The following is a 12,522-nucleotide window of genomic DNA, read 5'->3' on the forward strand; positions in this document are numbered from 1 at the left end:
GAATAAAAATTTAAAGCGTTTCACAAACTGCTTCTGCGCATCGTTCACCATCCATAGCAGCTGAAACAATGCCGCCAGCATAACCTGCGCCTTCACCGCAAGGATAAAGATTGGTTATTTGCGGATGTGCCAATTGCTCCGTTCTTGGTATGGAAACTGGTGATGAGGTTCTGGATTCCACGCCCACAATATTGGCTTCTTCGGTATAATAGCCTTTCATTTTTCTTCCGAAGGCATCAAAGCCTTTTCGCAATCTGCTTCCTATGAGTTTAGGCAAAAGTGAGTGAAGCGGCGCTGAATTTAAACCCGGCTGGTATGATGAGGGATTCAATGTGTTTGAAAATTTGCCCTCAACAAAATCGGTAAGTCGTTGTGCTGGCGCAGTCTGACTTCTTCCACCAGCAGTGAAGGCCAATTTCTCCAAGTTCTTTTGGTATTCTAATCCTTTAAGTGGGCCAAATTGTTCGTATTTGGGCAAATCGGTTTGCACATTTATTTCAACAACAATACCGGAATTGGCATATAAATTATTCCGTTTTGATGGTGACATGCCATTAACCACCACTTCGCCATTGGCCGTTGCAGCAGGAACTATAAATCCACCAGGGCACATACAAAAAGAATAAACACCTCGGTCGTTGACCTGTTCCACCAAACTGTAAGATGCTGCAGGCAATAACTCTGGTCGCTCACCGGAGCAGTGATATTGAATGGAATCGATGATATGCTGCGGATGCTCTGCCCGTACACCCATAGCAAACGATTTAGCTTCTATAGCAATGTGTTTTTTATGAAGCAAATAAAAAATATCCCTTGCCGAATGTCCTGTAGCCAAAATTACTTTTTCAACGGCAATCTCTTCACCATTTTGAAGTTCGAGAGCATATATTTTATTGTTTTTTATTTTAAAGTTGGTAACACGTGTTTCAAAATGAATTTCACCACCATGTTTTAAAACAGTTTCCCGTATATTTTGAACCACTTTTGGCAACTTATTCGTGCCAATATGCGGATGGGCATCTACCAAAATTTGCTCTGTAGCGCCATGATAAACTAAGTTTTCAAAAATGCGTCTTACGTCACCACGCTTTAAACTTCGGGTGTAGAGTTTGCCATCGCTATATGTGCCAGCACCACCTTCACCAAAACAGTAATTGGAGTCTTCGTTTACATAATGCTCTTGGTTTATGGCGCGTAAATCTCGGCGACGGTCTTTTACATTTTTACCACGCTCTAAAACAATGGGTTTAAAACCTAACTCAATACAACGCAGTGCGGCGTACATGCCTGCAGGGCCAAAACCAATTATGTGAATGGGTTTGGCTTTTGAAACGTCTTGGTAATCAAAATGGTATTCTGAAGTTTTGGGTGCATCTTCGTTTATAAAAACCGCTACTTTGTAGTTGAAGACAATATTGGGTTTTCTGGCATCGATGGATTTTCTCAGGACTTTAATGCCCGAAATATCAGTCTTGTCAATCGCCAATTTTTCGGCCGATTTTAAAACTAAAATGCCACTAATTTCTTCCTCTTTTAATGAAACACGAAGTTGAATTTCTTTTACCATGGTGCAAAATTAGGGAAATCGCATTGGTTTTTATTGAATTTTATAATCCGAGTAAATGGAATTTATATCCAAAGATTTGGCATCACCGCTATGGATAATCAAACGATATTTTAAAATGGTAGGATGCGTTTGTGAAAGGATAACAGGTTCTGCCCCGGGAAAAGGATAAACGGCATTTTGCATGCTACGTTGTTTGCGTAAAATCCATTGGTTAATGGGTTTGGGATTGTTCGGATGGCATAAAATAGTAATTCCTGACGGCTCTTCAATTTCAGTAAATGAACCTGAAATGTCCATCCAAGGGCCTGCTTTTATAGGCAAATTTTCGGGGGTGACATGGCCTGTTGAACTGGTAAAAGCAACATCATTTGGCAACTTAATTCTTGGTGAAAATCCACCATAGCCTTTAGCGTCTTCCGAACCGCCCATGCGCATATTGGATTCTAAAGCCAACAACGTTATTTCAATATCTATAGGTCTATAATTTTCTGTTTTGGGATAAACTTTCAGGATTGTTACTTCTTTTACAAAAGGTTTTTCATTTCCTTCGAAATCCAGCCACAAATCTGATTTCCATAAAACTTCGGCTTGAATGGCTTTCGTGGAAGAGCTTTGAGGAAGTTCTTTAACAGAAACCACATCCCAACTAAAATGGTTAATTTCCCAACCATCGCCTATGCGTTTGTCGCCAATATATAATTGATGCCATGCCCAGAATATGCCCCGGTGGTGCGGATGGTCTTCAGGGAAATCTTCAGTTAAAACTTCACTATTTAATGAATAGATTGGATGAATATAATTGGCTCTTTTGTATTTGCCATTCAAAGATTTTTCGGTAATTTGATATTTGAGGATGCTGTCATTTCCCTCTAAAAAACAGGCTGCATCAGCGTTTATGGAAACATTGATTTGTTTTGAATCTGAACAACAAAAAAGTCCAATTGAAATCAATAAAAAGAATATCCATTTCATTTTAAATGGGTTTTAAAAAAGTTGTAAAGCACGGTTAAATCCTTATAGTTTTGAGGAACGGAATGCCCTTTGCCATAATTAATTAAAGTCGAATTGGGCACGTTTAATGAATCCAATTTTGCCTTAAAATGTATTATCTGGTCTTGGTAATACGGTTCGTCATCTTGGTTATAAAAAAACAGCACAGGAGCCGTTTTAGAAGATTCCACCAAATAACTTGCGCCCATGGTTTCCCATAAAGACCGGTTGTTTTCTAAATCGCCCCAAGCCCATGGGCAACGGGTTTCAAGATTATGGTCGCCATCGTTTAAAACATTATAAATTTGGGTATAATCAAAAACACCCGGCCCGAGGGCAGCGGCTTGCACGTTGTCCGAAACGCCCAAATGAAAACCTGCATTTTCAAATTCAGGAACTTTTTTGTCGCCTATAGCAATAGACCCAGATGTTGAACCACGGGAGAACCCGTATATGCCCATGTTAGTTGAAAGTCCTAATTTTTCACCTTCAACCCGTAACATTCGGATGGCCGATTTTACCTTTTGGGCGGCATCGGGGTTTGTTTGATATGATTTATAAGTTTCTGGCTCACCACCTTTGGGTTTGCCTTTATCCCACGAGCAATATTTGGGATGGTCTGCTATGGCCCATGCCATGCCATGTGCCGGTAGTCCTTCCAAAAACGAATCGTTAAACCCAGAAAAGGTATATTTTAAATAGGTACGCTTGTTTTTGTTGGTATCGGTTAGTTCGCCCGTTTCAGGGTTAAACGTTGCATAACTGTTGCTGTAAGAAAAGGACAAAATTACGGGCACTTTTTTTGAGGGATTTGATGGATAAACAATATCCATATTTAGCATATCGCCATAGGTGTATTCTTTTGGTGTGTTGTAAACGGTTGGGTCATCCTTAAAATAGGGCACGTTTCTGGCAATGCGGTAACCCTCAAACAATACATAGGTTTGGTAAACAGAACAGTCGGTCAGCCCACAAAAATCACCGTCATCAATAGAATTGTTTATGGCAATAATGTCTTCGTTTATTTTGATGGCTGTTGCATTGGGGTGATTTTTATAATCGAGTTCTATAACCCGATAACCTTGGTTTAATAGCCAATCAATATCTTGTTTGTTGGTATTTTGCCCGATTTTATCGAGTGGCAAATGTTCTAAATAAATGATGGTTGCATAACCACCTTCAAAATCTTTTGCTGGAGTTTTGGGGTTGTTTATGGTGTAATTAATGTTTTGCCCAACAACCGAGCTATGCCATTCGCCTTGCAAAGTTGAATGACAAGAGTTAAGCAAAAAAACAAACATAAAAAAGGTTACCATGCTTTTTTGAAACCGAAAAAAAACTGCTTTTTGCATAGTTTAAAGCTAATGAAATAGTGGTTTATGATTTTGGGAATTCTGAGAGTTTTGTTAAATGATCTCGTATAACTGTCAGTTCGAGTTATTCATTGTTGCGTGCTTGCTATTATACATCTAATATTTCTGAATTTTTAATTTTTTGACTCAATGTTGGATTTACCTTATTTAAAATTTCAATTATGGTTTTGTCAAACCATTTTCCAACAAATGGGCTTAAATAAATTTCGTCAATTAATTCGCTTAAGTCAATTCTTAGTCTTCTCCCAACAGAAACGTCGTATGGTGGATTAATTCCGCCCTCTGATTGGGGATAATGAAATATAAAAAGTCTTAATTCCTTTTCGTAATCGTAAAATTTATTTTTGGTTGTTATAACATTAAATCTGTTTTCAGGCTCTTCTTTTATAAAGTCAGTATATTTTACTTTAGAGATAAAAATATCTTCTTTAAAAGAGTCATTTCCGTTTTTAATTGCTTTTGTAAGTTTTGCAACAGTTGTCCTAATCGCTACTCCAGATTTTGAGCCACCGAGATAGATTTTCCATAAAGCGTAAGATTCATTTTGGCTTATTGTCCAACAATTTAAAAGCGTTAATTTTTTGAGGGAATGTATCTGTCTTAATCTTATTTGTCTTTCAATTTCGGCTTCTTCTCTTGAAAGGCCATTACTTTTAATTGATTTTAATAAATAGTCTTGATTGCGTTTTGGAATAAGTCCTTCATATTTATCAGACATTTTTGCAGCATTAGAAAAGAACAATTCTTGAGAAATTAATAGGTCTAGAAATTTATCCAATCCGACGTATCTCCAAATAACTGTATTTCCGTGAGGAATATCTAAATTTTTGTTTTTAACTATCATTTTTCAGCTTGTACAGAACTTGGTGATATGTTTTGTTTTAATGACTTAGCGAAACGAATTTAGTTGAATTTTTTTACAAGACCAATTTAAACTAATTTATTTCGGTTTGTTATTGGTTTTATCTTGAAAAAGAATACTTCCAATAACCATACTTAAGCAACTGGAAACAGTTCCATAAATGGTGGCGTCAATTCGAGTATCATAAATAAAGCAAAACAGCCAAGTGAGTCCGCCAATTATAATCGCAGACCACGCCCCAATAACAGAAGCCTTTTTCCAAAACAAACCAAAGGTAAAAGGCGCAAAAAGACAAACTAAAATTAGGCTTAAAGATGCTTCAACCAACCCTACAATATCTGTATCGTCAAATGCAAAATAACAGGAAAGAATAGCGATTAAAATAACGCTTAATCTTGTGTAAAGCAGTAGGCGTTTATCCGACAGGCTTTTGGCGTATGGCCTAATAAGGTTTTCTCCAATTACCGTTGCAGGAGCTAGCATGGCGCCACTTGAGGTGCTTAAAATGGCAGATATCATAGCCCCATAAAAAAGTATTTGCACAGGTGTGCTGGTCATAGCGTTTACCAAATTTGGAATAACACTTTGATAATCATTACCTCCAATTAATTCAGGATATAATTGAATACCGCCCAAGCCAATTAACAGAGGGATGCTGGGGATAAGAATTAAAAGAATTGCCCCGAGAAAAAGACCGTTTCGGGCAGCTTTTTCACTTTTTGCAGAAAACACACGTTGGTATATTTCCTGTACTGGTATGGCCCCAACTACAAAAGCCAATAAAAGTGCAATGTAATCTGACCATTCATCAAGCCCTCCAGTTGGGAAAATATTGAAAAATTCTTTGGGCTGACTTGCAAAAATAGGTCCGATGCCTCCTGTTCGGCTCAAGGTTTCAAATAAAAGGATGGATAAGCCCAAAAGAATCATGATGCTTTGAACCATATCGGTGTAAGCTACGGCCCACATACCACCAATGTAGGTGTACAAAACCACAATGGTGGCACCTATAAAAATGCCGTAGGTAATGGGAACGCCCATAACGGCATTAAATAAATAAGCCAAGGCAACGAATTGGGCAGCAATCCAATGCGGGTATGCGAAGGTCATCAATATTGACGAAGCTAGCTCAAGTTTTTTGTTGTACTTTATTCTGAAGAAATCGTTTACGGTAACGATATTCATCCGATACAATTTGCGTGCGTAGAATTGCCCAACTATAAACAAGCAAATTCCTCCGGATACAATTAAGGTGACGTATGAAGAAAATCCGTCTTGGATGAAATAACCGGGATTCCCCATGATTTGGCTGCTGCCAAACCATGTAGCAAATAAGGTTACCGCAACAAAAGATGTGGTTAGGTTTTTTCCAGCAAGGGTGAAATCGCCAGATGTTTTTATTCTTTTTGAGGCCCAAAACCCAATGCCGAGTGTGGCCAATAAGTAGATGATGATGAAAAAACTAATCAAATTTAAGTTCTATTTGATTGGACTTTAGGTGTTGATAATCTAAAGTAGTCCAAATTTTTTAACAAATTGAGCTTTGTTGAAAAAATTAATCAGTTCTCAAACCACAAATTGTTGATTAAAGCGCAACAATATGTTTATTTTCGCTCATAGGTGATAAACGAAAATTCGTGGTCGTCGTTTTCGTCTTTTTTATGAAAAACGTTGGCGGTTTCTTTCCAGATGGTTTCATCAATTTTTGGAAAAAAGGTGTCGGCCTCAAAAGTGGCATGAACACGGGTCAATTCAATTTTATCGGCTATGCCCATAGCTTGCTCATAAATCTCTCCGCCACCGATAATAAAGGGCTGAGAATCGTTTTTTGAAGCGTCAATGGCGTCTTTCAAATTATTCACAACAATAACACCAGCCGGAACTTTGTAGTTGGGTTGTCTGGTAATAACCACATGGGTTCTGTTTGGCAATGGCTTTGGGAAACTTTCAAAAGTTTTTCGCCCCATAATAATGTGGTGCCCGTTGGTTAAAGATTTAAAGCGTTTTAAGTCGTCGCTTAAATGCCATATAAGTTGGTTTCCTTTTCCAATGGCATCATTTTCTGCAGCAGCGGCAATAATGGTCAGTGCTGATTTGCTCTTTTTGGAATTTTCTTTTTGAGTATTTGTATCAAGGTCATTGTAAACTTCGCTTTGCGCTATTAACGTTTCTTCTTTTACAAAACCTTCTTTTAGTTTTTCAATTCGGTTTTGTTGTTTGGCCACCAATTTTTCCAATTGCGCCTTTTCCCAGTCTTTTCCCATAAATTTATGGGTTACAAAAACATTGAATGCATGGTATAAAAAGAAAAACAGCCAAATTAAGATAGCATACACAAACCAGTTGATTTCAAATATGGTAAAATCCTTGCCGATGCCCAATACCGTATTGGCCAGAATTAAAAACAGGGCACCTATTAAGAACACAACAAAATGAATGTATAAACGCTTTTTTTGCTTGATGCGCTTTTGTGCATTTTCAATAAGTTCTAACTGCTCTTTATCTATTTGTGGATTGGCTTTTCTCTTTCCAAACATATGCTAAAAATAATGACTGTAAAGTTAAAGTTTTTTTGCTGACATCATAGCGATTGACCAATAACGGGACTAGAAAATAGCAATAAAAATTTTGTTTCTCAAAAACCCCTGAAAATCAGTGGAAAACGCTTGATTTTATATTGTTGAAATAATAAATATTTCGCTTATTTTTTTATGGACTTCAATTTTAATCGATTACATTTTAACAAATTGATAATTCTTAAAGGTAAAGCCATATAAATAATGGTCTCTAGGGAATTGTTTCATAAATTTGTGGCATATAACAACACTTGAACAACACAATTAAAAATTAAAATTATGGCTATTAAAAAACAATATTTGAAAAGCAAACCTGTTTGTAAAGTTACTTTTTCTATTGATGCGGAAGATGCAAAAAAAGTTTCTGTTGTTGGTTCTTTCAATGACTGGAATGCTAAGAAATCAGCGCTTAAAAAATTGAAAAGTGGTACTTTTAAGGGTACTTTTGATTTAGAAACTGGAAACTCTTACGAGTTTAAATATATTGTTGACGGTGTTTACGTTAACGACGAAGCTGCCGATGCTTATGCATGGAATGATTTTGCTGGTGCAGAAAACGGCGTAATAAACTTATAAGCAAGACTGAAAAAAAAATTAAAGGGCTTTCCATCTTGGAAAGCCTTTTTTATTGCATTTAAACAGCCACAACACCTTTTATGTGTGGGTGTGGATTGTAGTCAACCAATGTAAAATCATCAAAAGTAAAGCTGAAAATATCTTTTACCTCGGGGTTTAAAATCATTTTTGGCAATGGTCTTAGATCTCTGGATAGTTGTAGTTCCAATTGCTCGTAGTGGTTGCTGTAAATATGGGCATCGCCAAAGGTGTGAATGAACTCACCAGCCTCATAACCACAAACTTGGGCCATCATCATCGTAAATAATGCATACGATGCAATATTAAACGGAACGCCCAAAAAGATATCGGCGCTACGCTGATATAGTTGGCAAGACAATTTTCCGTTAGCTACATAAAACTGAAAAAATGCATGGCACGGAGGCAAAGCAGCCTTGCCATTGGCAACATTTTCACTAAACGATTTTGAGGTGTCCGGAAGCACGGAAGGATTCCATGCAGAAACCAATAATCGGCGACTGTTTGGGTTGTTTTTTAAAGTGTGTACAACCTCTTTAATTTGGTCTATTTCATCACTGTTCCAGTTGCGCCATTGGTGGCCGTAAACAGGGCCTAAATCACCATTTTCATCTGCCCATTCGTTCCAAATCCGCACTCCGTTTTCTGTAAGGTACTTAATGTTAGTGTCACCTTTTAAAAACCATAACAACTCATAGATAATAGATTTTAAGTGTAGTTTTTTTGTGGTTACCATAGGGAACCCTTCGCTTAAATCAAATCGCATCTGGTAGCCAAAAACACTTTTTGTGCCAGTTCCTGTGCGATCTCCTTTTTCGTTGCCGTTTTCTAAAACGTGTTTTACTAAGTCGTGGTATTGCTTCATAATATTTCCCGCGAAGGCAGGAATCTTTTTAAGGTTTAGTGTGGATTGAACTTCAAGAATCCGTCGTGCAATTTAAATAAAAACAGAAGTATTTTTTATAGGATTTAAACTTGAAATATTAAAAAGTTATTAACGCTTCAGGTTTGAGATGTGATTTTAGATTTAAAAAAAACCTCATCTCTTAGATGAGGTTTTTTTCGAGATTTTATGATTTTAAAACGTGTTATTTTTTAGAAATGCGTTTTACAAGAGTTTGCCCATTATTAGTTATTTTCATCAAATAAATCCCAGAAGGGAAAGCATTTATATTTAGTTCGGCAGTATTGTTGATTAGTTTTTTGCTTGTAATTATTCTACCTGTAATATCGTAGATATTTAATTTAGCACCTACTAAAAAATCATCGTTTCCTTGTATTGTTAGATTACTTGAGGTTGGGTTTGGGTAAACTTTTAATGTTGATAATGATTCATCTTCAACACTTAATAATGAGCTTAATGATTGAACCTCTTCAGAATCCATCAATAACCAGCGTTGAAAAGTTGCAGAATTTGCAATGTTGAATGAACTTGTTGTAGTTGTTGTATTCGACGTTGCTGAGAAGGTCGTTGGGAATTGTTGACTCTCAGGATGAATTATCCAATAACCTTTACCCGTATACGTTTTGCTTCCAACTGTAACAGTAGTTTCTACACGCGCTTGCATCATTTGAAAATAATCATTTGAAGCAGGATTTGTTCTTGTTGCTGTTCCAAACCCATTGGCCCCAGTGGTTTTATAAGTAAAATAGCTTCCTGTAGCTACATTTTTTATAGTATAATAGGAATTGGTTGGATTAAAATTTATGTGCCACGCGGCTTTATCATTATTTAATGCCTCGTCTGGAGTCATAACTTCATTTACTAGATTGCCTGTGTCATTAACAGCTATAAAAGCAGTATTCCGTCCTGTTGATATCCCTTCGCTTTTTATGTAGTACTTAGCAGTGTCATTGTTCAACTTAAGAGTGTACGAAGGAGTAGCATAGGTTCCTGTTGGAGGCAAACCGTCTTCTCCAAGAGCTTGATGTACAAGGGCATTGGCTATATATAAAAACTCACTTCCGTTATCTTCTTGTGCTCCATTAATACCATAAGGCCACATATGGACTGAGTCACCGGTTAAATGACTATTGGTGTTATTTTCAATAAACTGAATAACTGCGTCTGTTCTATTACCTAGCCAAAGTCCGCTAGAGCCTGTTTCCCTTAATGGGGAAGAAGGTCCATACCAAATACTGTGGGTTCCTACACCTATGGTATGCCCCATTTCATGTAGAGCTGTTCCAGTTCTCTGATAAGATGCGTTTGGTCCAAAGGTCATGTAACCGCCGTATGAGGCTTCTGCAGTTGGAACCCCAGATGAATAGCCTGCAGACAAATGATGCCCTTGAATACTAGTGAGATCATTGAAATATCTAACAGCTGTTGACATTGCCTCATCAATTCTTGTTAGCACATCGCCTGGCATGCCACTCCTTAGTGAATAACTCACTGTTCCTTTTGGAATTGTAATAAACTTCACTACTTCTCCATAGCCTACTGCATTTCCATTTGTTAAGGCATAAGCCCTCATATAATAGACAGTAGATGGTTCTAGATTCTCTAAATGATAAATATTTCCATTGTTAGTAAAATATTTTGTGGTTCTGTTATCTGTAATTGAAGGGTTTTCGTTTGTACTCCAACAAAATCCATGTTCTTTAAGTGATGTGAGCGCTATTCCAGTAATCGTACTTCGGCCAAATGCCATAGTTGCTCCTCTTGCATAATTAGGTTTAGTAACAACTGTTGGAGCAGTATCTGTTGGATTTGCTAACTGGTATTTAAAAATAGCTAAGTTTAAATCATTAATCGCATCATTTACTGCTTGCGTACTCACAGACAAGTCATTATTTACATTTATGGCCGTATTAGTAGCATCCTGTAGCGCTACAGCTTCATTGCCACTACCATCTCCATAAATGATTGTTGCTTCATCAATTGCATCTTGTAAGCCATTATAAGCATCAATAGAAGCCTGAGCATTCTTTGTTTTATCAATTAATAGTTGAATAGCATTTGCAATTTCCTCTTGGGTAGCTGATGAGTTTGCTATGGTTTGCTCTCCATAATCTATTGCGTTTACAAGTTCTGTGCGACTTCCATCATTAATTTTTTCAGGCAATAGAGCGTTTGCAGCATCGATTAAATCTTGGAGATAAGTTTTTGCGTCAGCAATATCAAAACCTTTGTATTGTAATCTATAATTATCGCAACTTAGCCAATTTCCTGAGGCATTTTCTGCTTTTAAACCAATCGTTACGGTTTCGTTTGTCAAGAAGAAGTCAACACTACGGTCTCCAAAAGTATCTACTGCTGTGGTATTATCGCCTGCAAAAATATGTGCACCTGTTGGAGTACCTCCAGCACCTGACTGTTGAATAAGCCCAGCAGCAACTGTTAGGCTATAAAACCCGGTAGGCAATCCGGTTATGGTCTGTTGTACACTTACATTTGGAATTTGACTTCCTGACGTTACCCATTTCTCAACATAAATATTGCCATCTTTAAGCGGAAAGGCAGTATTAGTTTGAGATGCCATTCCAATATTGGTCCAGCCTTCAAAATATGATTCAAAACTTGGGTTTACAATTTTATATGTTATGTCATAAGGGTTGCTTGGGGAAGCAGAGTTATATTCAAATTGTAATATAATATCATTTAAATTTTCAATAGCAAGCTCAAGCTCTGATGCAGATGTTGCGTTGGCAAGTATCGTTTGAGCATCTACTATCCCATTTGTTAATTCGCTTGAAGGATTTTGATATGCTTCAGCAACATCAATAACAGATTGTAAACTTGTCCTTAACTGATTTAATATAAGTTCATTAATGTCAGCTGGCGAAAGTGCACGATCATAGATTCTAAAATCAGTAATATTTCCATTGAAATAAGGGTCTGGCCATTGGGACTTTCCTAAATAATTTTGCGTATAATTATTTGTGCCAAGTGTTGCCGGAGAATAGGGTATGGTTCCCTGGCCATCTAAAACAGAATTTACATAAATTCTTGCTGTACTCCCTGAATAGCTAACTGCTACATGAACCCATTCGCCAATAGCCAAAGCGCTACTACCATCTATAGATACTTCGGTTCCATTGTATTTTATAGCATAACGCACGTTTCCAGAACCTCCTTGAGGTGCCAGAAATAAATAATTGTTTGTCCCAGACCCAAAATCGAAAATACGGCACCAAGTTGAATTTGCATTAATATATACCCATGCCGATATAGTAAACTCCGATAAGCTTCCAAATAAATTACCTGGGTTATTTGTGTTTATTATTTCAAGGTAATTATTTTCACCACCATCTAAACTAAGAGTGGTGTTATTATCTTTATTGGAAATCGTAGCATTCCCTCTGAGTATTGCACTATAATTATTTGCTGATTCGTCAGAAACAATATTGTTTGTAGCATTACTAAAAGTGTATCGCAGTGCTAAACCGCTGGTAATATCCTGAGAGAATAAACTGTTTGTGAGAAACAAACTTATTAGTATAAGGTAAAATTTTTTGAATGGAAATGTTTTCGTCTTCATTAGCTTTTAATCAATACTATTAATTTATGGTAATAATAGTTGTTTATAGAGTTTAGTTGATCGATACAAGATTGTA

Annotated in this window: 9 protein-coding genes; 1 reads left to right on the forward strand and 8 read right to left on the reverse strand. The window is 36.9% G+C overall.

What is annotated here, in order from left to right; translation table 11 throughout:
• Nucleotides 1-10: 10 nt before the first annotated feature.
• From WJN01_RS05830 to WJN01_RS05855, 6 genes are all read right to left on the reverse strand, one after another.
• Complete coding sequence (locus tag WJN01_RS05830) at nucleotides 11-1,567, reverse strand: NAD(P)/FAD-dependent oxidoreductase (RefSeq protein ID WP_445196193.1); 1,557 nt, start codon at nucleotides 1,565-1,567, stop codon at nucleotides 11-13.
• 30 nt (nucleotides 1,568-1,597) lie between these two features.
• Nucleotides 1,598-2,539, reverse strand: coding sequence for a DUF6807 family protein (locus WJN01_RS05835; protein WP_445196194.1), 942 nt, complete (start codon nucleotides 2,537-2,539; stop codon nucleotides 1,598-1,600).
• The gene (locus WJN01_RS05840; protein ID WP_445196195.1) at nucleotides 2,536-3,873 is read right to left on the reverse strand and encodes an alpha/beta hydrolase family protein; all 1,338 of its coding nucleotides are present in this window, start codon (nucleotides 3,871-3,873) and stop codon (nucleotides 2,536-2,538) included. The genes WJN01_RS05835 and WJN01_RS05840 overlap by 4 nt, the downstream gene beginning before the upstream one ends.
• A gap of 145 nt (nucleotides 3,874-4,018) precedes the next feature.
• Nucleotides 4,019-4,774 carry a hypothetical protein gene (locus WJN01_RS05845; RefSeq protein WP_445196196.1) on the reverse strand — a complete coding sequence of 252 codons (756 nt, stop codon included), beginning with the start codon at nucleotides 4,772-4,774 and terminating at the stop codon, nucleotides 4,019-4,021.
• Between the two features lie 96 nt (nucleotides 4,775-4,870).
• On the reverse strand, nucleotides 4,871-6,262 hold the full coding sequence (locus tag WJN01_RS05850) for a high affinity choline transporter 1 (protein ID WP_445196197.1): 1,392 nt from the start codon (nucleotides 6,260-6,262) through the stop codon (nucleotides 4,871-4,873).
• Between the two features lie 134 nt (nucleotides 6,263-6,396).
• Nucleotides 6,397-7,329, reverse strand: a complete 933-nt coding sequence (locus WJN01_RS05855; protein WP_445196198.1) for a dihydrofolate reductase — start codon at nucleotides 7,327-7,329, stop codon at nucleotides 6,397-6,399.
• A gap of 318 nt (nucleotides 7,330-7,647) precedes the next feature.
• Between WJN01_RS05855 and WJN01_RS05860 the strand changes: the two genes are divergently transcribed.
• The gene (locus WJN01_RS05860) at nucleotides 7,648-7,944 is read left to right on the forward strand and encodes an isoamylase early set domain-containing protein (protein WP_445196199.1); all 297 of its coding nucleotides are present in this window, start codon (nucleotides 7,648-7,650) and stop codon (nucleotides 7,942-7,944) included.
• Nucleotides 7,945-8,002: 58 nt separating this feature from the next.
• On the opposite strand, the gene WJN01_RS05865 is transcribed toward WJN01_RS05860, so the two are convergent.
• Complete coding sequence (locus WJN01_RS05865) at nucleotides 8,003-8,827, reverse strand: thymidylate synthase (RefSeq protein WP_445196200.1); 825 nt, start codon at nucleotides 8,825-8,827, stop codon at nucleotides 8,003-8,005.
• Nucleotides 8,828-9,050: 223 nt separating this feature from the next.
• The gene (locus WJN01_RS05870) at nucleotides 9,051-12,395 is read right to left on the reverse strand and encodes a T9SS type A sorting domain-containing protein (RefSeq protein ID WP_445196201.1); all 3,345 of its coding nucleotides are present in this window, start codon (nucleotides 12,393-12,395) and stop codon (nucleotides 9,051-9,053) included.
• Between the last annotated feature and the right edge of the window lie 127 nt (nucleotides 12,396-12,522).

The sequence above is a fragment of the Tamlana sedimenti genome (assembly GCF_038148895.1).
Taxonomy (GTDB): domain Bacteria; phylum Bacteroidota; class Bacteroidia; order Flavobacteriales; family Flavobacteriaceae; genus Tamlana.